General features: G+C 38.1%; 19 protein-coding genes and 1 pseudogene. 6 read left to right on the top strand and 14 right to left on the bottom strand.

Features of this window, described 5'->3' with window-relative positions:
- Positions 1-12: 12 nt before the first annotated feature.
- The 7 genes from CKV70_RS02725 to CKV70_RS02695 form a co-directional block, all read right to left on the bottom strand.
- Entirely contained in the window at positions 13-282 is a 270-nt protein-coding gene (locus CKV70_RS02725; protein ID WP_003721327.1) for an ACT domain-containing protein, read from the bottom strand.
- A gap of 77 nt (positions 283-359) precedes the next feature.
- Positions 360-1,190: a class I SAM-dependent methyltransferase gene (locus tag CKV70_RS02720; RefSeq protein WP_009933022.1), complete on the bottom strand. Its 831-nt coding sequence runs from the start codon at positions 1,188-1,190 to the stop codon at positions 360-362.
- 59 nt (positions 1,191-1,249) lie between these two features.
- A complete protein-coding gene (locus CKV70_RS02715) occupies positions 1,250-2,104 on the bottom strand; it encodes a diguanylate cyclase domain-containing protein (RefSeq protein ID WP_003721325.1) in 855 nt (284 codons plus the stop codon).
- Between the two features lie 12 nt (positions 2,105-2,116).
- Positions 2,117-4,168, bottom strand: coding sequence for a cellulose biosynthesis cyclic di-GMP-binding regulatory protein BcsB (locus CKV70_RS02710; protein ID WP_014600558.1), 2,052 nt, complete (start codon positions 4,166-4,168; stop codon positions 2,117-2,119).
- A 15-nt stretch (positions 4,169-4,183) separates the two neighbouring features.
- Entirely contained in the window at positions 4,184-5,434 is a 1,251-nt protein-coding gene (locus tag CKV70_RS02705) for a glycosyltransferase family 2 protein (RefSeq protein WP_003732671.1), read from the bottom strand.
- A gap of 10 nt (positions 5,435-5,444) precedes the next feature.
- Entirely contained in the window at positions 5,445-6,941 is a 1,497-nt protein-coding gene (locus tag CKV70_RS02700) for a DUF2334 domain-containing protein (RefSeq protein ID WP_014600557.1), read from the bottom strand.
- Positions 6,934-8,409, bottom strand: a complete 1,476-nt coding sequence (locus tag CKV70_RS02695) for a glycan biosynthesis hexose transferase WsfD (protein WP_003721321.1) — start codon at positions 8,407-8,409, stop codon at positions 6,934-6,936. Before CKV70_RS02695 ends, CKV70_RS02700 begins: the two co-directional genes overlap by 8 nt.
- A gap of 229 nt (positions 8,410-8,638) precedes the next feature.
- On the opposite strand from CKV70_RS02695, the gene CKV70_RS02690 reads away from it, so the two are divergent.
- A complete protein-coding gene (locus tag CKV70_RS02690; RefSeq protein WP_003721320.1) occupies positions 8,639-9,379 on the top strand; it encodes a MerR family transcriptional regulator in 741 nt (246 codons plus the stop codon).
- A gap of 45 nt (positions 9,380-9,424) precedes the next feature.
- Here CKV70_RS02690 and CKV70_RS02685 read toward each other — a convergent pair whose 3' ends face one another.
- Entirely contained in the window at positions 9,425-10,756 is a 1,332-nt protein-coding gene (locus CKV70_RS02685) for a DUF1254 domain-containing protein (protein ID WP_014600556.1), read from the bottom strand.
- A gap of 255 nt (positions 10,757-11,011) precedes the next feature.
- On the opposite strand from CKV70_RS02685, the pseudogene CKV70_RS02680 reads away from it, so the two are divergent.
- Positions 11,012-12,672, top strand: a pseudogene (locus tag CKV70_RS02680) (SulP family inorganic anion transporter).
- Between the two features lie 45 nt (positions 12,673-12,717).
- Here CKV70_RS02680 and CKV70_RS02675 read toward each other — a convergent pair.
- Positions 12,718-13,161, bottom strand: a complete 444-nt coding sequence (locus CKV70_RS02675) for a DUF2798 domain-containing protein (protein ID WP_014600555.1) — start codon at positions 13,159-13,161, stop codon at positions 12,718-12,720.
- Between the two features lie 105 nt (positions 13,162-13,266).
- A complete protein-coding gene (locus CKV70_RS02670) occupies positions 13,267-14,019 on the bottom strand; it encodes a MurR/RpiR family transcriptional regulator (RefSeq protein WP_003721316.1) in 753 nt (250 codons plus the stop codon).
- Between the two features lie 201 nt (positions 14,020-14,220).
- On the opposite strand from CKV70_RS02670, the gene CKV70_RS02665 reads away from it, so the two are divergent.
- Positions 14,221-15,537 carry a 6-phospho-beta-glucosidase gene (locus tag CKV70_RS02665; protein WP_003721315.1) on the top strand — a complete coding sequence of 439 codons (1,317 nt, stop codon included), beginning with the start codon at positions 14,221-14,223 and terminating at the stop codon, positions 15,535-15,537.
- 31 nt (positions 15,538-15,568) lie between these two features.
- On the opposite strand, the gene CKV70_RS02660 is transcribed toward CKV70_RS02665, so the two are convergent.
- Together CKV70_RS02660 and CKV70_RS02655 are read right to left on the bottom strand one after the other, a co-directional pair.
- Complete coding sequence (locus tag CKV70_RS02660; protein ID WP_045131588.1) at positions 15,569-16,573, bottom strand: ROK family transcriptional regulator; 1,005 nt, start codon at positions 16,571-16,573, stop codon at positions 15,569-15,571.
- Positions 16,574-16,704: 131 nt separating this feature from the next.
- Positions 16,705-18,120, bottom strand: coding sequence for a DHA2 family efflux MFS transporter permease subunit (locus CKV70_RS02655; protein WP_014600553.1), 1,416 nt, complete (start codon positions 18,118-18,120; stop codon positions 16,705-16,707).
- A 146-nt stretch (positions 18,121-18,266) separates the two neighbouring features.
- Here CKV70_RS02655 and CKV70_RS02650 point away from each other — a divergent pair, with 146 nt between their 5' ends.
- From CKV70_RS02650 to CKV70_RS02640, 3 genes are all read left to right on the top strand, one after another.
- The gene (locus CKV70_RS02650; RefSeq protein WP_012951252.1) at positions 18,267-18,635 is read left to right on the top strand and encodes a DUF1304 domain-containing protein; all 369 of its coding nucleotides are present in this window, start codon (positions 18,267-18,269) and stop codon (positions 18,633-18,635) included.
- Between the two features lie 280 nt (positions 18,636-18,915).
- Positions 18,916-19,731: a histidine phosphatase family protein gene (locus tag CKV70_RS02645; RefSeq protein ID WP_014600552.1), complete on the top strand. Its 816-nt coding sequence runs from the start codon at positions 18,916-18,918 to the stop codon at positions 19,729-19,731.
- A gap of 120 nt (positions 19,732-19,851) precedes the next feature.
- On the top strand, positions 19,852-21,282 hold the full coding sequence (locus CKV70_RS02640) for a CapA family protein (protein WP_014600551.1): 1,431 nt from the start codon (positions 19,852-19,854) through the stop codon (positions 21,280-21,282).
- 46 nt (positions 21,283-21,328) lie between these two features.
- Here the strand turns inward: CKV70_RS02640 and CKV70_RS02635 are convergent, their stop codons facing one another.
- The gene (locus tag CKV70_RS02635; RefSeq protein WP_003721301.1) at positions 21,329-21,760 is read right to left on the bottom strand and encodes a universal stress protein; all 432 of its coding nucleotides are present in this window, start codon (positions 21,758-21,760) and stop codon (positions 21,329-21,331) included.
- Between the two features lie 100 nt (positions 21,761-21,860).
- Entirely contained in the window at positions 21,861-23,696 is a 1,836-nt protein-coding gene (locus CKV70_RS02630) for a lmo0514 family class 1 internalin (protein ID WP_014600550.1), read from the bottom strand.
- Between the last annotated feature and the right edge of the window lie 132 nt (positions 23,697-23,828).

The raw sequence follows: 23,828 nt of genomic DNA, 5'->3' as shown, positions 1-23,828 counted from the left end.
ATCGCCTCCATCCTAAAGTTTGTGCATTGCGTTGAAAATTTCTTCCCGTTGAATATGTATTTTTACTTGGAGGTCCTCGCCTTTACCGGCTAATTCTGCTTTTACTTCATCAAATTCTTTTGTGATTTGGCTAATATCGCACATCATCATCATCGTAAAATAGCCATCCATGATTGTTTGAGATACGTCCACAATATTGATGTTCAGTTCAGCTAATTTATTACTAACACCTGCGACAATACCCACATTATCTTTTCCAATTACAGTAAGTACAGCTCTCATATCCAACACTCCTTTAGTTCGTTAATACGTTCCATTATAGCATAAAAAATCTAAATCTTGTGAAAAAGAAAGCAAAATTACTTCGCCTGCCAAGAAGTGCAGTATGACGCCATTGGCAAACTATTTTCAAGTGTGATTAATTTACTTTGACTGAGTAAAAATGCTTTGAATTTTTCCGGTAAGCCTAAATCAGCTTCTAATTCTTTTGTGATAAAATCTTTTACATAACCAATTTCCCATCGACTATCTTGCATTTTTTCTGAGAAGATACTTGTTTCCGCGCCCATTTTCCAGTTGTGCTCTTGAATAATTTCTTGCATATCTATTGGTGTAATGAACGTTCGAATGTTGGACTGGGTTTCTTGTTTGAAAGCTTCATAAGATGATTGCGTGAGCACTGCTAACATATGCGACGTTTGTTTCACATCCGTAATTCTTGTATCCCATTCTGCGTAACAAACGCGTTTCGCCCACTTGCTTAGTAATTCGAGCATCAGCGTGAGCTCACTTTTGGAACTAAAATACCACGAAGCATGCGATAAAACGGCTACATCAAAAGCATTGTCTGGAAAAGTGATATCACCTTTTAAAATATCTGTCCCTAGCTTAAAATCAATTTGCGCACCGAGCTTTGATTTCTGCAAATGGTCTGTCGCATCGCCAATGGTAAACGGAGCACCATAAGTTCGCGGTGCAATATCAATACCTTGAACAAAGCCACTAGCACCAACTGCATTCGCAAGTACGGCTGTCGTATCGCCTTGCCCACAACCAACCTCCAGCACTCGGTCCCCTTTTTTCACTCGCCAAAAATCAACTAGTTTGATACGATGCTCCGTTTGGGTCCGCTGAATTTCTTTGTCATTTTCGTTTAATAACATACAATCGACTATTTCTTCTAAGTTCATGGTGTTCCTCCAATCAAAAATGAAAGTTACCTCCTAATTATAGAAGGTAACTCTCTATTTTACACGTCATATTCTAATTCTTTTGTCGCTAAATCGATAAAATCAAGCGGTGTCTTCACTTTTTCGCTATCAAATTGGCTTGTTCCAATTCGAAGTTCTAGCTTCACACGGTACTTCGCGGCAAATTCTTCGGTATTGGCTTCGGCTATGCGGCTTTTGATTCGATCCGCAACTAATTTCCCACCCGGTTCGTCTGTTAGTAACAACAGCCCCCAAGTCGCATCATCTTTATCTAATAAGTAAAGGACATCACTCGTACGGATACAAGTCTCTAAAATCGCCGAAATATCTTGTAACGCTAGGCGCATCTCATCTTCGCTTTGGAATCGTTTCAACTCGCGCCAATGACGTACTTTGATGACCATTAGTGACAAAGGTAAATCATAACGGCGTGAAATACTGGAAAAAATCCGCTCGTCATTTTGGAATGAAACGATATTTTTAAGCAAAGTTTCTTGGTCAATCGTTCCTAAATATAGATTTTGCTGTTTGATTTTTGTGTTTTCTTCTTGAAGCCTTGACGTATTTCTTGTAAACATCGCACTCGCTACTGTGAAAAGGGGCGTGATTATAAGCCAGAAGTAGCTACCAAAACCATAGGCGATTTGATTTGCGACAATTTCATAAATAATATAAGTTGCATAAATGAAAATGTAGAGGACATTTAAAATCAAACCAAGCGTTAAATTCGTAAAATAGGTGATAATCACAAGTAAAAAAGTGATATTTAATAAAATAATGTTTCGCAAATATTCATCCGGCGTATTGATCATAAAGCCAATTGTGATGAAACAAAGCAAGATGAAAAATAAAAAGCCGATATCTGCAAATAAGTTATTCGTTATTTTCTTCATTTTTATTTCTCCTCACTTCCGGCTCCGGCGATATTTACGCAAGATTAGTAGGACAGCGACAACTAAGATAACAACGGATAGAAGCGCGAATGCTCCGAACACAGTGACTTCTTTGTTGTTACTGATTTTTGATCCAAAGCTTTCTTCCTGTGTATCTGCTTCTTTTTTGAATCGGTAGGAATGTATCGTGTTATCTGTATCAACAATGGCTCCATCTCCGTAAATTTTAGCTAGGTTGGCTTTTGTTGCGATTAAATCCGATCCGAGTTCTGTTTGTTTGGCACCTGGACCAGTAACTGCCAGGATTGGGACGCCATCTGATGTAATCAACTGCACACTACCAAGTTGTTTGCCATAATTTTTTTCAATCGAGATTTTTTCATTGGAAAGGAAGTAATCGCCTGTTTTGTTGTACTGGAAATATAGGTCGTCATTGGCGTTTTTAATCACTGGATTATTATTCATTGTACCAACTGCAATAACGTTTGATTCTTCTTTTGGTTTTTTCCAGTTGGCCGCATGTACGGCCGTTAAATCTCCCCTATTTCCATCATGGAAGCGGCCTAACAGATTGAAAATATTTGCTAATGAATCTGTGTCTTCTGTCGTTAATTCATCTGGAACAACGACAACTGCATTGTTAAAGTCGCCATTTGCAATGAATGGGTACGGATATTGTTCAAAAAGCAAATCTGTTTCTTCGCTTGTGTTTAAATTGATTTTTGATTCTGGGGTGATATACGCCCACGGGATTTCAGAATCTGCAATAAAGCCACAATAGTTATTCGTTAAGACTAAATCAAAGGCAACAGTAACTGAAAAATCCCCTTTTACGTTTAAATCGCTCGGAATTTGGAACGTCAATTTGTCGCCATTAGCTTTTTTAGCGGTAAGTTTTTGGCTACCAATCGGTTTTCCGTTTACTAAAATCGTTACTAATGAATGCTCGAAATCCAAGTTTTGCGCATATCTAAAATCAAGTGATACTTCTGTTCCTGTTGATGCGCTACGGTTGGCTGGCATGCTGATGAAGTAATCTTGTGTGATATGCCCAATTCCTTTTAGTTTATCACCAGTTGTTGTTAGTTTTGTATTTTTATCGACACTAGTTGCTGGTGTGTCGATTCTTTCGTCTGTTGTTAGCCATTTAGTATTTGTTCCGAGTTGGCTTAAGTAATTTTGGTTGGCGATTAGTTTGCCAGCTTTTTTTAGTGCATCGTTGGATTTAGAAGTAACCACGAGTGTATTCGTATTTCCGACTGTCACTACTTGATAAAGTGCTTGTTTTTCTAATTTATTATCATCTTTTATTTGTGATTTAAGATCATTTGGTAAATTGTCATAGCTTGAAAAAAGTACGAGATAGTTTTTACCGTCACGAGTTTTTGTTTCCTCATATTGACCAAAAGCGATATTTTTATCTTCTAACGTATTCGCCGCAGAAAATCCGGAAAGCCCTTCAAGTGCTGCGCCAAGTTCGGCATCACCGGCTTTGTTTGAGACAGCTACTGCACCTTGTTCACTTTTCACAGTATCAATTCCAGTGAAGCGCTCGCCAAACTCGGCAATCGTTTTTTGGAAAGCTTTATCGGAATAAGATACGTTTATTGCGCTTGTTTTATCGAATTGCAGCCAGTTGGCAGGTGTATCGTCAATCGTACAACGACCATCTGGCAAATCAGTGTAGACAAAACTTTCGATAGATAGAACATTTACCCCTTTTTTTAGCTTATCTTTCGGGATTTCGATTTCAATTTGTTTTGTTCCTTTGTCTGCTTTATCTGGTTTAAAAGAGTAGAATGCAACATCGTTTATTTTCAGTGTCATCGTGGAAACTTCTTTTTCGCTCAGTTGGGTAATTGTATACACAAGCTTTACGTTAGCATTTGATACATCCCAGTAGTTTTCCACCGTGAAGTTTTGTTTGGTGGTTGTGAATTTTCCTTGGGCGGTTTTATCTGTTCCAAAAACCGTTTGATAGTTTTTATCTGCTGCGAAAACCTCTGGCCTATACAGAAATAGTACGGCGAAAATTAGCAGCCACATTACAGTAAATTTTTTCATTAGGCACTCTCCTTTTTAGAAACGCTCGGTTTTATACCATTTGGTTTCCCTTTTTAGTACGGTATCTTTTAAGAAAATAAAGAACCCATATGCGGCTACCACCATCCAAAGCTGGCAATACGTCACATACATCAACATAATAAATAACAAATTCGAAAAACTGATTTCGCCTTTTTCCGTGGTGAGTGTAATAAAAGTACCTGCGACAAAAAGTAAAATGGCTAGCAACCAAAGCGCCCCGCTAAGGCCAGCAAGTGTTGTATGTACTAGTCCAAGCGCATATAATACGAGTAAAACATCACTAACAATCAAGGAAGTTAATAATAAAAAGTAAATCGATAAAAAGTATAAAATATCAAAGCGAACGCGCCTACCTTCTCGTTTAAAAAGGAGTGGAACGTTTTTTAAAATTACATAAATATTGCCTTTTGCCCATCTTGAGCGCTGTTTGAACCAAACTGGTAATGTTTGGGGCTCTTGTTCCCAAGTGACAGCCTTCGCTTGGAATTTGATTCGGTACCCCATCATGTAAATCCGAAAACTAATCTCGGTATCTTCCGCAACAGCTTTCACATCCCAGCCACCGATTTCTTCTAGGAGCGACCTTCTCACAATAAAATTAGTTCCAGGAATCGTGCATAGTTTGAACAGGGCCCATCTGCCGGCCTGAGCCATCCACTGAAAACTAAGCGTTTCGATATTGATAAATCGCGTTAACCAACTCGCATTTCGATTTCGGGTTCTAAATTTACCAATGACGGCACCAAGTTTCGCATCATTTGTAATCTCGCCAACAAGGATTCTTAGCGCTTGCCGTTCCGGTGTATTATCAGCATCATAAATCGCCACCAGTTCCCCGCGACTTTCCGCAAACCCGATATTGAGCGCGTTCGATTTACCTTTTCCGCCTGTAATATTATCGGTATTAATAATTTTTAAAAACCGTGTCGGATTTTTTGCTTGAATGGCAGCTAAAAGTTCCGCGCTATTATCCGAAGAATTATCGTTAATCACAATGATTTCGTAGCGATCGACCGGGTAATCAAACGCCAGTAGGGACTCCACTGTTTTCACGATTACTTTTCCTTCATTATGGGCCGGCACCATGACAGAAACAAATGGTACTTCCACTGGTATTTCGGGCACTTTTCGCGCTTCATTTTTCAAATAATAAACATATCCTGCGACAATTAACACAATATTAATTAGCAAAAGTCCCCAAATACATATTACCGCGAATAATGCTAAATAATCTGCAACGACCATTTATTTCACCTCATTTCATATATTTTTTCATGTAAAGCCGGTATCCAAAAACAAATAAAACCCCAATAATGCCAAGTGAAAGTACAATTACTATCGTGAAAAAGGTATTTTGGTAGCCGAAGAAACCTTCTAAACTTCCAGTTTGTTTCACTGCCTTATTTTTTGTTTTAATATAGTTTAAATCGCCATCAAGCGCCACTGGTTGATTATTGATGTAAAGCGAACCAGCACTTGATTCAATCGTATCTTTATTTGTTTTTACTCCATGATTTTGGAACCTAAAATCACTAATATTATCGTTCGCTAGTTCCTCTGCGGCCGCTTTTAATTCTTTCTCGTTATCAAAAAATGAATAGGTTATCGCAATATCGACCGGAAAGTTTCTCCCTTCAGTTGTAGTCGCATAAAAATCGTTCGCCACGCTATACGGAGACTTTTCAAATGCGCTGCCATTATTCACTTTTGTCGTATGAATGATTTTTTGATTTGGTAGTAAAATTCCAGTGTTAAATGGTGCGAAACCTTCTACGCCATATACTTTATCAAAGTTCCAATAAAGTTCAGCCGTAACTCCAATCGGTGCGATGTCATTTTCCGCAAAGAAATTTACCGATTTTTGCATAATACTTTCAAGTTCTCCGGACGGACTATCCCCGTAGGTAACTGCCGGCACATTCAGCATGATCGTGCCATTTTTCGCTTGAACGTAGCGTAAAATCTCTGCATAATTTTTTGCTGCTTGGAAATCTTGATTGTAAAAAACAGGCCCTGCACTCACGATAAACGGAATTCCTTTTTCATAAAAAGTGTCCGCTGTTTTTTTGAGCAAATCGAAATCCACGAATGGATTTACGCCCGTAATAAACGCATATTGGTTAGTTGTCGTTTTAATATCGAATAATGCTTTGAGTACATCCATTAAAGTGAATTCACTCGTATTATCTGTCTGAAAAAGAGGCGCGTACGCGTAATTTCCTGCTTGAACGCCGTATGCAGCTTGTCCATTTTCAGCAGCGTCCATTTCACCAAAGCTTGTTCCTTTATAGGAAGTAATTAGATTTGTTTCGTTCACCAGCTGTGGCTTTCCAGACAATCCAGCTTCCGTTTGAATTGTGATAGAAGCATCTGTAATTGCTTTTGTTTTCAGTTGCAATTTATCCGTTAAAAATGTTGGTGGATTTCCGCCTATGTATGCGATTTTCGCTTTGCTTTTGGCTAATTTTTCCGTCCAATCATTTGCTAAGCCGTCATTTTTATTTTGAAGTACAATAATCTCGCTTGTTTGACTTAAATCAGGATTTTCCTCCCAAGAATAAATCGTCACTCGTTTGCCCAAACTATTTAACATTCGAAGTAGCGCATCCATATTGCCTTCATTCTCTGTACCAGTCGCTAAACTATCATAAAAAACAACGACACCATCATCCGTTTTTGCTATTGCAGAATGCCCGCCGACAATGAAAATCACGAATGCTAGTAGAATACTTATAATCATTTTTTTACGCATTCCGCTCACCCCTCTTCTTCAAATAAACTTCGAGCAGAGAAGCCGCTCCAATTAACATTGTCAAATCAAAGCACACATTAAACAAGAAATTATGTTTTGTTAAATCCGCTTCTCCGTCACCCACAATCGTCACTAAAATCACCGCAAATCCTGAACCAATCAGCAAGACGATTAAATCAAACAGCAGTGTTCCACGAATATTCTTTTCTCGGAAATGTTTAAAAGCACTCACTCCATAACAAATCAGAAAAACAAGCGCCCATAAAATTAAAAAAGTAAATTTCGCTGGAGCAAATTTTTCTTTTACATCACTATAAGCGGAGAAAAAATGCGTTTTCTCTTTAAATTTATATCCTGTCGCCTTTTCAAAGTTTCCCATTTCAAACGGACGAATCGAAAAGCTATTTTGCGCGGATAGATCAAGCATTTTCCCAAATTGTTTTGGATTTTCCAAATAATAACTTAAAACCGTAACAAAATTATAATTAGGATAAAATTCTTTTTCCATTAGTTTAGAGTCTAAATCAATCATTTTATATTTTTGATAAAAATTCGTTCCTTTAAGTAAAGCGAATTCAGAATTCATGCCCATTTCTTCGAGTGATTTCTCCGGATTTTCTGAATCAAGTAGCACACCGCGCGTCATCGTTTGGTACTGATTTATCGTTACAAACTCGCCTGGAATAAAGGCGTACATCACTACTCCGCTCAAGAAAATAACTAAAAAGGTAGCCGCGGCTGAAATCCGAAATGCACGATTTTTCCGGATGAAAAACACGAGTATTCCACAAACCGCAATAACAACCGCAATCGGCGCATTTTGCTGTTTGGCCGTAATTAAAATAAGGGATGCCACAAAAATCAAACCTAGCATCGCATAATCATTATATTTATGCTGATATAAAAGTAAAAATCCCGCCGAAATATACAGCATCATAATCAAAATAAGCCCTTCACTGAAAAAGGAATTAAAGTAAGCCGTATAAGCTGTATCTGCGAAAATAAATACTGTTAGCGCCGCAACCACATACCCCGGCCAGCCTTTCATTTTCGCCGTTAAACCCGCTACTAACAAATAAATCGCTGGTAAAAGAAGTGCTAATTGCAAGCCTCCCAAAAAGCGCACATCAAACACAGTAGTTGACCAAAAAAGCTTATTTAAAAGAAGCGCCATTTGAATAAAGATACTTTGCGAGGAGTATATAGCCACTTGGTTTTCATTAAAGTACTGATAAATCCCAAACTCCTTCACAAAGTGCCCAAATTGCAGCGCATCATAATTCGTATTATTGACAAACAAACCGTTACTCGAGAAGATTCGGAAAAAGTCTCCATTATCAGCCATACCAATATATGGAGGCATAAAAAGTGCTATGATAGTGATAATAAAAACACAAATAACCGCAAATATTTGCGGTGTTAAATGGTGCCATAGCCACATACTAATGGATTTAACTTTCCTTATCATGATGCTATCCCCTTTTTATTCTCGATATACCAATGTCACAAATTCGACACATTTACACTTCATTATACGAGAATGTCCACTTTTTTTCCATGCTTTTATTCATTTTATTAAAAGAAGTTGACTACAACTTATTTTCTTTTCCACTAAAAAGGTTATAATAAACACAAATTCAAGCTTGACTATCACGCGACGTCATACTTTATAGTAAAAGCAGAAGGAGGAATCATTCATGCAAATAAAAGAATTAGCTGAACTCACTGGTGTAAGTGTGCGCACGCTTCACCACTACGATAAAATAGGTCTACTTGTACCGCAAAAAGATGACTGGAATGGCTATCGTATTTATTCAGAAAAAGATGTCGACAAATTACAACAAATTCTTTTCTTTAAAGAACTCGATTTCCCTTTGAAAAAAATTCAACAAATTCTTGATGACCCACTTTTCGATAAAAACGTTGCTTTAGATATGCAGCGCCACTTACTAATAGAAAAAAAGCAGCGAATTGAAACTATGCTAGCAACCCTCGATCTGACCATCAAGAATGAAAAAGGAGAAATAACAATGACAAACAAAGAAAAATTCACTGGATTTGATTTTTCCTCGAACCCATATGAAGAAGAAGCAAGAAAACTTTGGGGAGATAAAGTAGTAGAAAAAGCCAATGAAAAAGTGAATAATATGAGTGAAAAAGAACAATTAACTTTAAAAGAGAGTTTTGACGCTGAATTTCGTCATTTAGCTTCTGTTCGGAAACTCACCCCGGAATCAGAAGAAGCACAACTCGAGATTGATCATTTTTTCCATTATTTAAATGATACGCATGGCAACATTTATTCTTTAGAAGCCTTTGCTAGTCTTGGGGAAATGTACGTTAATGATGAACGTTTCACTAAAAATATCGACCAATTCGGCGATGGCCTTTCTCAATTCCTCCAAGAAGCCATGACCATTTATGCCAAGAACAAGTAAAAAAAAGCCGCGATTTCCATTAATAGGAAATCGCGGCTTTTTTATTTACTTTTTTTCAAATCCCGGAAAATGATAGCTTCCATCCACGAGTGGTTGTTGCGGATTATATAAGCGGAACATTGGTCTGAACTCAGCATCAGGAGCTGGCAACCAATTCGCACGTTCTTTCGGGTCAGTTGGCTCATCTTTCGAAACCACTATAGCGATACCGCCATCATCATTATATTGTATACCTGGCGTACGGTCTCCAATCGAGTAACGATTAATCAGGTTCTCACATAAAAAGTATTCAGGCAAGTCATACATCGTAATCGACCAAAATGAGTCAACTGGCGGAATTGGATTTAGCTCCAATGTATATTTATTTTTTCCATTTAAGGCATTACCGTCTGTGTCTGTCCATGTCATCAAATAAACCGCTTCATAGCCATGGTTTCCCCATAATGCCGTAATAGCTGAAACTGCACGAATTATGTATGCTTCTTCACGGTCCTCAATTACCCAGTCTAAAGATTTTTTCGTTCCTATTTCAAAAAAATCAGCATTATAATCAAATAAATGTTGTGTTAATCCCCAGCCATTTTCTGATTTAAAATTGGTTGTTGCTTTTTTGATATTCGCTAAACCTGCTTTTGCTCCCTCTATAAGGGCATTTTTTAATTCTTCACTCGGGTTACTATAAGGAGATACCCCTTTTTCCATCAAACCAATTGGCGCAAAACTTTCTTGCTTAACCAAATCTCTTTCTGCTGGTGGAAATTGAGCCATATAAACTCGTAATTGTTCAAAGAAAGCTAGCTCTTTTCCTAGTGAGCGATCATATTCAGGAAAACCATCCACTTCTTTCCCTTCATTTAAAGGAGTTATCTTAAGTTGTTCTTGTAATTCTCTTACAGTTGGTAAATCAGCTTCACCGTCACAAGCAAGTCGGCCAATAATAATCCCTATATTAGTAGGAAATTTAATTTCTATCATATCAGCAGGAACATCACCGTTCCAATTTGGAGGAGTTAAAAGAAATTTGCCAGCTGAAGTCCCCGTTGCACGTTTTCCAACATAAGCAAAATTGTTTGACCATGCATCAACAAACTGAAGTACATAATAACGACCACTTGTATCGGGTACACTTAAAACGACCGGTCCGGCACTAACATCAATTGGTGCATTAGAATAAATAGTATCGTTGTTCACACTGACAAATTTATCAGACGGTTCTGCCAAGCGAGATGCATGAGTAAAATTATTGAAAGGAACTTGCTTTGTTCCACCAATCCCTACCGTTACATAACGCTCGATTTGTTGTGTATTAAAAATGAAAGGAAAACCGTAAATATAAGCTTTTGTTGCTAAATCAACTAAATTCTTTTGCGTTGCCATTTGTAACCCCCTGCTTTCTTTTTCCTAATTTTGGACTTTCTATGTTTCAGTCTAACATGAATCAGAGTTAGCACAAAGAAGGAGTGATAGGTTTCCCATTGTTTTTTTAGAATAAGGCGTTTTTTTGGATAATTGTAATAAAACTAATGTAGAGATGATTGTTCTATGTCAAAACGGGTAAATAGTATAAGATTTCATTAATATGTATTTATGATGTAGAATAAAGAGTAAAAATACATTTCAAGGGAGGAACTTATGTTTAAACACATCTTGCTTTCACTAAATGGGTACAAAATATCCTATTTACGAAATGATGTCATTTCAGGCGTTGGTGTTGCTGCACTGACGATTCCAGTTGCAATGGGATATGCACAAGTAGCAGGACTTCCACCCATTTATGGATTATATGCGTCATTTTTACCGGTTATTGCCTATGTTATATTTGCCAGTTCACCGCAACTTATTTTCGGAATTGATGCAACGGCAAGTGCCATCACAGGATCCATCATTTTAGGAACGGCTGGACTTGCTGCCGGATCTAAAGAAGCTATCGCGCTCGCACCAATTCTCGCATTCTTTTGTGCGATATTTTTAGTTCTTTTCTCCGTATTAAAATTAGGACGTTTCGCAAAATACATATCAGCCCCGGTTCTTAGTGGATTCATTTCCGGACTTAGTGTCTCCATCATTATGGGGCAAATTCCTAAGATAATGGGTCTAAAAGAAAGCGGAGATAGTTTCTTCTCTAGTCTAGGCATTATTTTCGGACAATTTTTCCAGTCCAATTGGATTTCATTTGCCATGGGCGTAGTCACAGTCATTATTGTTATCACTTGTAAAAAAGTAATACCCAAAATCCCTATGTCTCTTGTTGTTTTAGTACTTGGGACAATGGCTGCTTATTTCTTTAAATTAGATCAATATAATGTTGATATTGTTGGTAAAATCCCAGTTGGTTTCCCTTCGCTAGCACTACCAGATTTTGGTGCAAGTTCATGGGCACTGGCGATTGGCGGTGGTTTAGTCTGTGCCATCGCAACTTTTGCCGGTTCGCTTTTGCCAAGTGAAAGTTTTGCTATGAGAAACAAATATACGATTGATGATAATCGTGAATTATTTGCTTATGGGGTTTCTAATTTCGTCGCTGCATTTTCTGGTTGTTCTCCAGCGAGTGCCAGCGTATCAAGAACTGCTGCTAACGAACAATTTCGTGGTAAAACGCAGATGGTTTCTATCGTTGCTGCGACCATTATCGCTCTGATCGTTGCCTTCTTAAGCGGCTTACTTTACTATATGCCACAACCGGTTCTTTCAGGTATCGTATTCGCTGCTCTTGTAGGTATTATTGATGTAGATGTGTTAAAAGGTTTATTCAAAGTTTCTCGTCGTGAAGCAACTGTTTGGATTGTTGCAGCACTTGGAACCCTTTTAGTTGGCGTTATTTTCGGGGTACTACTTGGAATTTTCCTATCATTCATTAACGTAGTAAGTCGTTCGATGAAAACACCAATTGCGATTCTTGGAGTAATCGAAGGACGCCACGGTTATTTCGACTTAAAACGTAAATCAGAAGCAAAACCAATTCCAATGTCGTCATTTATCGTTATAGTGCTTCTCTTTTCTTCGGGAACTTTAACAAATTTGCAGATGGCTTAAAAGAAGCTGTCCAAGATGATACGAAACTAGTCATTTTTGAAGCGAGTGCGATTATTAACATTGATACAACCGCAACCGAATCTATGAAAGACTTGCTCAAATGGCTTGATGACAAAGGCATTGAATATTACTTCGCTGACCTAATTGATCATTTGAAAACCAGCTTTAGAAAACACGATCTTGGCTACCTTATCGATAATGGCTACACGAAGAAAACCGTGGAAGACGCGCTCGATGCTTATTACGCCGAACATAAATAGCAAAACGCTTAGCCGGGCCTAAACTCGACTAAGCGTTTTTCATTTTTACAAAAGCGCAAAAATCCGCGGACTAATTAGCCGCACAAACGGTGACACGATAAAGATTTGCAAAAATAAAGCCACAAAATAATTGCGTAAAATAAGAATACCTAAATGACTCCATTCGCCTTGGTTTACAATCAGGCTAAGCGTTGACATAAGCACACACATAAACGTAACCATTAATAATTGCATCATAATGATCTTTTTAAATTTCGAAGCATCTTCACTAACCAAAAGGGCGTGCAGACGATTCGCAATTTTTCCGACAACAAAAAAGTCTAATAAAAATCCAATAAAAAGAAACGGGACAAATGCTTTTAAAATAATCATCAAAGAATCCGTACCAATACCATTTTCAAGTAAGATATTATAAGAGCTCATGCATAAAATCATCAAAGAACACATAATAAGTGTAAAAACAACCTTCTCTTTCATATTACTGTACATAATTTCACCTCCAAAGAACTATCGTAGCAAATTAAAAAATTCTTCGTAAGTGACAATTTTGTTACAAAAAAAGTTTTGCTCGGAAATCCAAGCAAAACTGGTATTTTACATTTTTTCTTTATCAAGCTGTGTTCTTATTTCCCGGGCAATATTTTCAATCGTATATAGCGCCGGTAGTTGGGACGTGATATTCGCTTCCTGGTACATTTCTTTATTAATATAATAAGCGATGTTCGCATCAGAGAGCCTCGCAATAGTCGATTTCGCGCTATTCGTAATCGAAATTACTTTACAATTTTGCGCTTTCAGTTGGTGAATATATCTGATGATGTCTTCATTTTCCCCTTCCACCGAAATCGCAATCATGCAAATTTTATCGGATAATTTGCTCGATAAATGGTAAAACGGGTGGTTAAGCGGATCTTCAATATGTAGCGCCAGCGTAAATAATGACGAAAAATAAATCGCGCCATATTCAGCAATTACACCCGATGAACCCACCCCAGCAAATAAAACCAGTTCGCGGTCACGGAGAATTTCGACCGCGTTTTGAATTTGCGCTTTAAACTCCGGTTGTGCCGTGCGTTTCAGAAAATCAATATACGTCGTTTCATCCGCCATATCAATCTGCGCCAATTTCTGCTCTTCCAAATAAAGCTGCAGCTTCACGCGAAACTCCGAAAAACCATTACAACCAAATTTTCGGCAAAAACGTAGAATTGTCGTCGTACTCACGTGCGCTTCCGTCGCCAAATCACGAATCCGCATATAAACAACCTTATCTAAATTCGCCACAATATAATTATAAATATCTAATTCCGTATCATTTAATTCCAAATTTTTATCCAAAAAAAGCATTTCCGCACCTCTTTTCGCTTTATTTTACCATGTAACACCTCGTTACTCAAATGTGACAAGTTCCTACTTAGAAAATCCTTACCTAAAGCTCGTCAAATACTAGCTATTTTTTCATAAAATTCCTATACTATAACTGTGAGAAGAAAAGGTGATACCAAATAAGTAAGCCTTTTCAAAAAAATATCCTTGGAGGTATAAATAATGACTAAAGGTATTAAAATCGCAACTATTGGTGGCGGATCAAGTTATACACCTGAACTAATCGAAGGATTTATTAAACGTCAAGACGAATTACCAGTTCGTGAACTATGGTTAGTAGACGTAGAAGCTGGTCGTGAAAAATTAGAAATCGTTGGTAATTTAGCAAAACGCATGGTAAAAAAAGCTGGCGTTAACATGGAAATCCATTTAACACTCGACCGCGAAGAAGCTTTAAAAGACGCTGATTTCGTAACAACACAATTACGTGTAGGTTTATTAGATGCACGTGTGAAAGACGAACGTATCCCGAATTCATACGGCGTTGTTGGTCAAGAAACAAACGGACCAGGCGGCATGTTCAAAGGACTTCGCACAATCCCAGTTATTTTAGATATTTGTAAAGACATGGAACGCCTTTGCCCAGATGCTTGGTTAATCAACTTTGCTAACCCTGCAGGAATGGTAACAGAAGCAGTTCTTCGTTACAGTAACCAAAAGAAAGTTGTCGGCTTATGTAACGGCCCTATCGGCATCGAACGTAATATCGCTGAAACTCTTGGCGTAGACGTTTCCGAAATTTACGTGGAATTCGTTGGTCTAAACCACATGGTATTCGCGAAAACTGTTTACCACAATGGCAAAGACGTAACAAAAGATGTTGTTTTCAAAATGACAGAAGATGAAGCTGGCTCAAGCCTTAAAAACATCAATGCAACTGGCTGGGACAAAACATTCTTACGTACATTAAACATGATTCCAATCGACTACTTACGCTACTACTGGCAAACAAAACAACAACTGGAAGACCAAGCTCGCGCATACGCAGAACATGGTACTCGTGCAGAAGTTGTTAAAAAAGTAGAAGCTGAATTATTCGAGCTTTACAAACAAGAAGAACTTGCTGAAAAACCAAAACAATTAGAACAACGCGGCGGCGCTTACTACAGTGAAGCTGCATGTAACCTAATCAACTCTATCTATAACGACAAACGCGACATTCAAATCGTTAATACTCGTAACAATGGTGCCATCCTTGATATCGACCCTGATTCCGCAGTAGAAACAAACTGTGTTATCACTCGTCAAGGCCCAATTCCACTAGCAAGCGGACGCCTTCCAATCGCTATCAACGGCATCATCCAAGAAATCAAAACTTTCGAGCGCCTAACAGCCGAAGCAGCAGTTACTGGAGATTACGACAAAGCACTCCTTGCAATGACAATCAACCCACTAACTCCAAGCGAATCTGTAGCCCGCGAAATGCTGGACGAACTTTTAGAAGCGCATAAAGAGTATTTACCGAATTTCTTTAAATAAGTAAAAAAGAGCCTGTCAAAGGGCTCTTTTTTTATATCCGCCAATCCGTCATATTATTCTCCAAATAATCAATCCCAAACGCCAAAAGCCCAATCCGGTAATCCGTCGTAAACTTACGCGACAACACAATCTCCGGCAAAACCGCATACGGATAAACTTGCTTCAACTCTTCTTTCAATTCTTCCATAAAATCCTTCTGTCCAAAATAAAAATTCGTATACAGCACAATCGTTTCCGGATCATAAAAACTCATCGTGAGGAGCGCCATTTTACGAATATGCGCTTTAATTTCATCGACCGAAAAATCAAAGTTATCCCAGTCCACCTGAAGCGGCATATGCTTAATCTCCCCAGCCAGTCCGTTCTGACCTTTCAAAATCTCCCCGTTCATCAATAGCCCCGCACCCGGTGGAAAACGCTCCGGATAATAAAGTCCAACGATATTCTCCTCTTTCACCGGCCGATTTTTATACCCTAAAATCGCCGCATTCGTATCCGTCTCAACCAACACCGGCAAATTCACTTCCGCTTCCAAAGTCTCCCGCAATTGCACATTTAAAAGTAGCGGAAAGTCCATCGCCCGCAGTTTACCACCAATCTCAATTCCCGGCACCCCGATTACAACGCAAGAAATCTTCGGAAAAGCGCAAATAATATCTTTCGTATTCCGTTTCAGCGCAGTAATGTCCAAATCCTCTCCAGACATATCCTCCACAAACTCCGGCTCACCAAGCAAGTTATAGACCGAAAAAGAATAAGTAATTTTCTTCCACTTTTCTTGCAAACTAATAACCAACACCTGCTGAAAATTAGGATTAATTTCATATGAAACAGCTCTTCTTCCGCCAGTCGCAACCGAATTATCTTGTTCTAAAATCTCTTCATTTTCCACTAAATCACGAATCAGCTTGTTCACTGTAACTACACTAAGCCCAGTCACTTCGGCGATTTCCGCTTTCGTCATCGCACCTTGTTGCCGTAAAATCGACTTGATATTTTTCTTATTCAATTCTTTTAAATCACGAGGAATTGCCATCATCAACCGCTCCATTCGTATAGTTATTAAATAAACTTTATAAACTATATTTACTGTTATTTTAACCACTCAGAACCAATTTGTCAAAACAAAAAAAGAACCTCTCATTACGAGAAGTTCTCTTCGCTTTATTATTTAGCTTTACGAATAAATAGCGAACACAGCAGACCAATACAAGCCATAATCAGTCCAAAGACAAAGGCATTTTGAATTCCTGCTGTCAGTGAAGCAACCATTTGCTCCGGTCCTACTCCTTGCGCCGTTTCCATATAAGCTTTTTGTCCAGCTGACATGATCGTAATCGCAACAGCCGTTCCAATCGCGCCGGAAACTTGTTGCAACGTGTTCATAATCGCCGTGCCATCAGGATATAATTTTGGCGGTAATTGGTTTAATCCGTTTGTTTGTGCCGGCATCATGACCATCGAAATCCCAATCATTAACACCGAATGAAGCACGATGATGGTTAATGCAGATGTCCCAACTTCTATTCTCGTTAAGAAAAATAGTGCCACAACCGCTACGATAAACCCTGGGATAACAAGTGCGCGTGGACCGTATGCATCGAACAAACGCCCAGTAAATGGTGACATTAAACCATTCAGCACCCCACCCGGAAGTAATACTAATCCCGCTGAAAATGCTGCGAGCGCTAAACTATTTTGCAAGTAAAGCGGTAGTAAAATCATCGTTGAAAGAATCATCATAAAGCTGATAAATACTAAAATAAGTCCTAATGTGAACATTGGGTATCTAAATACTTTCAAGTCCATCAAAGGTTTTTCCATTGTTAGTTGGCGCCAAACAAAAAGTCCAAGCGCAAGTCCACCAACGATAATTGAAACTAATACCGTCGCGCTTCCCCAACCACTTTCGCCCGCACTACTAAAGGCAAATACAACTCCACCAAAACCTAGCGTCGAAAGGATAATCGATAAAATATCAATTTTCGGCTTCGTAACAACCGAAACATTTTGCATAAATTTCATTCCGAATAATAACGCAATAATAAGGAATGGCAAGGAAATCCAGAAAATCCAGTTCCAAGTCAAGTTTTCTAAAATAAGTCCTGAAATCGTCGGACCAACTGCTGGTGCAAACATAATTACCAGCCCGATCATCCCCATTGCTGAGCCACGTTTATGCTCTGGGAAAATCAGTAAAATCGTGTTAAACATTAACGGTAGTAATAGCGCCGTACCTACTGCTTGCACTACACGTCCAATCATTAACATCGCAAACGTTGGCGAAAGCGCCGCAATGAGCGTACCAGCAATCGAAAAACTCACTGCTGTAAAAAATAAACCTCGTGTCGTAAACCATTGTAAAAGTAATCCCGAAATCGGTACTAATATTCCAAGCGTTAGCAAATAACCTGTCGTAAGCCACTGCACTGTCGCTGAACTAATATCAAACACCTGAATCAAATCACTAAGCGCCATGTTAAGAGCAGTTTCACTGAATAGCCCAATGAACCCCGCCATCAAAAATGAGGCAATAATCGGTATCGGCCGAATTTTCTGCCCACCTGTTGCTTCTTGTTGCATATAATTTCCCCCTTTTCAGACTAAAAATTAAGTAGTCTACGTTTGATATTACGGAGATTTCGCCAATAAGTCAACGTTTCAAGCTCTATTTTTACGAAAAATTTACAAGCTATGCTATACTTCGAAGTAGAAAAGAGGGATTTTTTATGGCCATTTTAGCATTTATTTTAACCTTCATCGTAATGATCGAGCATATTTATATAATGATTTTAGAAATGTTTTTCGCCAATACCAAACTCGCAGCCAAGACATTTGGTGTCGAGAAAGAACTCCTTGCGAATAAGAAAGTACAGACGCTATTCGCGAATCAAGGGCTTTATAATGGCTTTCTTGCGGCAGGACTTGTGTGGGGATTGTTTTTCGCGGGGGCAGGAATGGCGGAGACTGTGCAGATTTTCTTTTTGAGTTGTGTAGTTGTGGCGGCGCTGTTTGGCGGAGCGACTTCTTCTAAGGGGATTTTGGTGAAACAGGGCTTGCCGGCGGTTTTGGCGTTGGTTGCGGTTTTGTTGGTTTAGGTGTTGTGGGAAAAGGCTTGGATTAAATCTGAGCCTTTTTATAATGGAAATTAAATTAGCGTTTCAAACAAATAATTTACTTATTTTTCCAATTTTTATCAAAAACAGACTTGTAAACGCTTTCCATCCATGCTAAAATCGTCCTATAAACAAATATCCTTATTCAGGAATGTTACCAACTTGGGCATAACCTAGATAAATGGAGAACTGGCTTTTTGGGCTAGTTTTCAATTTATCTGGGTTTTTATTTTGCTAAAAACTAACAAAAAAGGAGAACAAGATGAAGAAAAATATTTTTAAATTGTTGATGGCGTTATGCGCAGTACTATTAATTGCAGGTTGCGGTAACAGTACATCTGCAGACAAAAAAGAGACAAAAGAAACTAAAGAAGATGGCACTGTGACATTTTATGTAGTACGTCATGGTAAAACAATGCTAAACACAACTGACCGTGTACAAGGTTGGTCTGATGCGGTTCTTACTCCCGCTGGTGAAGAAGTTGTTAAAAGCGCTGGTAAAGGCTTAAAAGACGTTGATTTCTCTGCAGCATATAGCAGTGACAGTGGTCGTGCTATCCAAACTGCAAACTTAATTTTGAAAGAAAGCGATAAATCTGCTGATAAAGAAGTACAAACTGATCAACGTTTCCGTGAATTCAATTTTGGTTCTTATGAAGGCGATTTAAATGAAAATATGTGGACTGATATTGCGAAAAGCCAAGGTAAAACTTTAGAAGAATGGCAAAAAGCTGGTATCTCGCCAAAAGATTTTGCTGATAGTGTAGCAGCTCTTGATAAAACTCGTGTGAAAGAAGGCGAAAACTGGCCTGCTGAAGACTATGCAACTATCCAAGCTCGTCTAAAAGAAGGTTTAACAGATGTTGCTAAAAAAGAAAGCAAAAATGGCGATAGCAATGTATTACTAGTTTCTCACGGACTAAGCATCGGTGCGCTTCTTGATACTATTGAACCAGGATACAAACTGCCTGCAGAAGGTATCAAAAATGCAAGTGTAACAAAAATCACTTACAAAGATGGTAAATTCACTATTGGTGATGTAAATGACTTAAGCTATGTCGAAAAAGGTTCTAAATAAATAGCCAGACAAAAAGCCCAAAATAGATTATTTTGGGCTTTTGTTTTACTAAATATAGACTTGTGTTTCTTCATTACAATTACTATACTTAGAGAAAAAGGAACTACGGAGGATATCTAGTTGAAGAAACTTACCTATGTTATTATTACTGGTTTAGTACTTGTTTTTATCGCTGGTGCTTTTTGGATTACAAATTCTACTAATCAATCTGACCAAAAAGCCACTCAAACCGAGCCAATTAAAAAAATAAGTCCAGCTAATGTTAAAACCATTTCATCAGAAGCTAAGAAAACCTTGAATTCCCTAGCAAGTTCAGGAGCTGACAAAGCTTCTATTTCCGATTTAAAGCAATTAATTAAAGAACTAAAATCCTATCCAACCGAAAAAAATGATTCAGGCGTCTATCTCCAAAATCTCACAGCCTGTTTAGAAGCTGTAAAATCGTATACGACCGGCAAAACAGATGAAAAAACGCTTGGAAAAGTATATCCTGCTTTTCTTGCAAGTGAACAAAAACTATCAGCCATCGAAAAAACAAATCAATATGACTGGTTTTATGCCGCAGCCGCAACCAATCAACAAGGATTGAAAGAAAAAGGCGTTGTCACTTTGACCATGGTTGGCGATAATTCATTTGGAACCTATCCTGAAACGCCCGAACACCTTAAATTCGATAACGTATTCCAAAAAAACAACGGCAATAATACCTATGTTTATAAAAACTGCCTTCCTTGGTTTAAATCTGATGACTACACTGTCATTAACGCTGAAAGTGCCTTTACGAATGCAACAAAAGCAGAAAATAAAAAATGGCGCATCAAAAGTGACCCTGCACACGTCGCCTTTTTACCAGCGAGCGGTGTAGAAGCAGCAAATTTGGCCAATAACCATACAATGGATTACTTCCAAGTTGGTTACGATGACACATTAAAGGCTTTTAAAGAGAATAATATTCCTGTTTTCAATACCGACGCTCCACTTGAAACAACCATTAAAGGGATGAAAACTGTTCTACTTGGCTACGATTGCCGCATGAGTCAGCAATCCCCAGCTTATCTAGAAAGAATTGTAAAAGACGTGAAGAAATATAAAAAAGAAGATACTCTCGTTATCGTTAATATGCACTGGGGCGTGGAATATCGCGAAACGCCAACGGATTATCAAACCCAATTTGGTCATGCGATTTTAGATGCTGGTGCTGATATAATTATGGGCTCTCACCCTCACCGCCTGGAAAGCGTTGAAAAATATAAAGATAAATACATCGTTTATAGCATGGGCGACTTTGCTTTTGGGGCTGATCCTACGCTACTTTCCCGTATGACGTCGATGTTCCAACTACGATTTACAAAAGAAGATAATAAAATCGTCCTAAAAGATATTTCTATCGTTCCTACTTATGAAAATTCAGATGGTAGTACGACAGAAAACAATTACCAACCTCTCCCAGTGTTTGGCGATGATGCTAAAAAAATTGTCGATGAACTGAACCGTATTAGTAAACCTATCGAAGGCGGCGTAACAGAATACACTTACTTCGATCCATTTTGATAATAAAAAGCGTAGATATCTTCTAACAAAGATATCTACGCTTTTTTTATCTAGCTATTAAAGTGTCGCAAATTGCATGAGCCATAATATAAGAAGAAACACTACCAAGAACTAGCTTTTCTACTCGGTTCATCCCAGTCGCTCCGCAAATAATTAAATCTGCCTGGAACTCTGCTGGAATGTCTGTAGAAAGTAAGATTTTCGGATTACCTTTAGCAACAAAAGTTTCTACTTGTTTCACTCCTGCCGTTCTGGCTTTTTCTGCATATTCATTAACACTTGTTTTTAGTTCTAGTTCGGCTTTTTCTTCTAAGCTGCCATCATAAGAAACATTTGGGGAAAAGGCACGTAAATCTACAATACTTGCAATTCCAAGCACACCGTCTAATTTTAGTGCTAATTCCAGTCCTTTTTCAAAGGCTAATTTTGCTGGTTCTGAACCATCCACTGCTACAAGAATGCGATGATATTTTTCCATCATATAAACCCTCCTACAACTTTTCTTATAGTATTCCATACCCTATAAAAATGATTTTAGGCCTGCTATTCATTCTTTTTGCTAATGAATTCACAATAATTTAAGATTTACTTTTTCTAAAAATTAGCAGCGCCGCTAAACTCAGCATTACTCCTGCGATCGGTAAGGCGGTCTTATTAGTATCACCAGTTTGTGGCAATGCTTTTGTTTTTGGTTGATTGGTTTTTTCTGATTTTTCTACCTTGTTTTCTTTCGTTGTTAAAGAAGTTTTATCTGCTTTTTCTTCTGATTTTGCTTGTCCGTCTTTGGCTTGATCTTCTTTAACCGAGTCTTCTGTGGTTTCACTTTGAGGTTCAGGAATGATTGTTTGATCTGTTTCTTCTTGAGGTGTTGGTTTTATTTCAGGTGTTGGTGGAACCGGATCAACATGTCCACTGTCGCTTGTAGTCACTGTTACGACTACTGTTACAGGATCTGCTTTTTGGCCGCGGTCATTTATTGCATTTAAAGTTACGGTATATTCGCCTGGGGTGTTTAAATCTACTACTTTATCAAAATCACTTGTTAAAACGGCATTTCCAGTTACCGAGCCATGTATTTCTTTCAAAAATTCGTCGACTGATTTAGTCGTTTCCTTTTTATAAGAAATTTGAGAGTCTGAGGTGATTACTGGTTTTTCATGAACGGTTACTTTAACTGTTACAGGAGTTGCTTTGAGTCCTGCAGCATTTTCTGCGTTTAATGTCACGGTATATTCGCCTGGTACATCAAGCTTAACAACTTGATCAAAATCACTCTTTACAGCTGTGCCATCATCTGTTTCAGCATGCACATCTTTTAAAAATTGTTCTTCTGATGTTGTATCGTATTGATTATAGTCAAAACTTTCATCCGCCATTAAATCTAGCGTGTGGCTAATATCAAAATATTGATCATATGTCCCGCTTGAGATTGTATAAGATGTCATGCTTGGTGGTGTCGGGTAGCTGCCAGTTGGGAAGTCATAGCGTGCATTATATTCAATTTCGTCAAGGTTATCGAATTCTTCTTTTGTTACACCACTAACAGTAATACCATCATCGGTAATGGAAAGACGTGAGCTTGGGAGTGCCACATCATTAAATCCTAAATAAGTATTACTTGCTGAAGTCGATTTAGAAAATGGTGCAACCGTGCCATCAAAACTCGTTAAAGGTTTTGGCATCATAGAAAATGGTAAATATAATGTTTGGTTTGTTTCATCATAATCTAACTTACCAGATTTAAGTGTAATTCTTGGATTCGTGCGTCCTGTATTTTGTCCGAAAGCAGCGAGAGCTTTCAAGTTACCATTTTTAAAACTTTCAAAATCATTTAAAGGTCTAAAATCATCAATGCCGTCAAATTGTAAGAAAAGTGTTGTTAAAGCTGGTAAGGAAGCGAGCGCGGAAATATCTGTGATTTTCATGGAGTTTTGCGCATAGAGATAAGTTAATTTTGGCAACTTATTGAAAGTCTTAAAGACATTATGCGTCACTTCACTTCCGTTGATACTAAGACTTTGTAAATTAACAAGTCCATTTAAATCTACGAAAAGACTATCTTTTACATTGTCTCCGCCCACTGTTAAGTAAGTCAAAGAAGTTTGGTTTTTAATCGGTTCAAGTGTTTGGATGTTAGTATTGTTAATAGATAGTGTTACCAGATTTCCAGCTTCCTCCAAACCTGTCAAGTCTGTATAAGTGCTGCCAGAAAGTGTAACAGTTTGGATAGTGTTCATTTGTGTTTTAGTAATTGGTGCATCACTTGCTTGCTTGAGCAGACCATTAAGATAGGTTTTAAGATTTGCATCAGGAATATTTACAATATTCGTTTCTTCTGCGTGAGCTGCTGTGGAAGGATATATCATTATGAACATACAAATCATCGCAAGAAATAGTTTCAGTGCTTTTTTCATTTATACTCTCCTTAGTGGTTAATTTCTTTCCAAAGTATAACCGCGTTAAAACCAACTCTCAATACGTTTTCATAAAATATTTCACGTTTGATTTGCCTTAATATTCATATTATTCGCTCTTATTTTTATAAG

The organism is Listeria monocytogenes (assembly GCF_900187225.1).
Lineage (GTDB): Bacteria > Bacillota > Bacilli > Lactobacillales > Listeriaceae > Listeria > Listeria monocytogenes.
This window is presented reverse-complemented; position numbering and strand designations above follow the sequence as displayed.

Excerpts from the sequence above, each read along its gene's own strand:
- CKV70_RS02685 (WP_014600556.1), bottom strand. The coding sequence starts at position 10,756 with ATGGCAACGCAAAAGAATTTAGTTGATTTAGCAACAAAAGCTTATATT.
- CKV70_RS02670 (WP_003721316.1), bottom strand. The coding sequence starts at position 14,019 with ATGCTTTTTTTGGATAAAAATTTGGAATTAAATGATACGGAATTAGAT.
- CKV70_RS02635 (WP_003721301.1), bottom strand. The coding sequence starts at position 21,760 with ATGGAAAAATATCATCGCATTCTTGTAGCAGTGGATGGTTCAGAACCA.
- CKV70_RS02690 (WP_003721320.1), top strand. The coding sequence starts at position 8,639 with ATGCAAATAAAAGAATTAGCTGAACTCACTGGTGTAAGTGTGCGCACG.
- CKV70_RS02700 (WP_014600557.1), bottom strand. The coding sequence starts at position 6,941 with ATGCGTAAAAAAATGATTATAAGTATTCTACTAGCATTCGTGATTTTC.
- CKV70_RS02695 (WP_003721321.1), bottom strand. The coding sequence starts at position 8,409 with ATGATAAGGAAAGTTAAATCCATTAGTATGTGGCTATGGCACCATTTA.
- CKV70_RS02720 (WP_009933022.1), bottom strand. The coding sequence starts at position 1,190 with ATGAACTTAGAAGAAATAGTCGATTGTATGTTATTAAACGAAAATGAC.
- CKV70_RS02705 (WP_003732671.1), bottom strand. The coding sequence starts at position 5,434 with ATGGTCGTTGCAGATTATTTAGCATTATTCGCGGTAATATGTATTTGG.
- CKV70_RS02675 (WP_014600555.1), bottom strand. The coding sequence starts at position 13,161 with ATGTACAGTAATATGAAAGAGAAGGTTGTTTTTACACTTATTATGTGT.
- CKV70_RS02650 (WP_012951252.1), top strand. The coding sequence starts at position 18,267 with ATGGCCATTTTAGCATTTATTTTAACCTTCATCGTAATGATCGAGCAT.
- CKV70_RS02655 (WP_014600553.1), bottom strand. The coding sequence starts at position 18,120 with ATGCAACAAGAAGCAACAGGTGGGCAGAAAATTCGGCCGATACCGATT.
- CKV70_RS02665 (WP_003721315.1), top strand. The coding sequence starts at position 14,221 with ATGACTAAAGGTATTAAAATCGCAACTATTGGTGGCGGATCAAGTTAT.
- CKV70_RS02710 (WP_014600558.1), bottom strand. The coding sequence starts at position 4,168 with ATGAAAAAATTTACTGTAATGTGGCTGCTAATTTTCGCCGTACTATTT.
- CKV70_RS02725 (WP_003721327.1), bottom strand. The coding sequence starts at position 282 with ATGAGAGCTGTACTTACTGTAATTGGAAAAGATAATGTGGGTATTGTC.
- CKV70_RS02630 (WP_014600550.1), bottom strand. The coding sequence starts at position 23,696 with ATGAAAAAAGCACTGAAACTATTTCTTGCGATGATTTGTATGTTCATA.
- CKV70_RS02645 (WP_014600552.1), top strand. The coding sequence starts at position 18,916 with ATGAAGAAAAATATTTTTAAATTGTTGATGGCGTTATGCGCAGTACTA.
- CKV70_RS02715 (WP_003721325.1), bottom strand. The coding sequence starts at position 2,104 with ATGAAGAAAATAACGAATAACTTATTTGCAGATATCGGCTTTTTATTT.
- CKV70_RS02660 (WP_045131588.1), bottom strand. The coding sequence starts at position 16,573 with ATGGCAATTCCTCGTGATTTAAAAGAATTGAATAAGAAAAATATCAAG.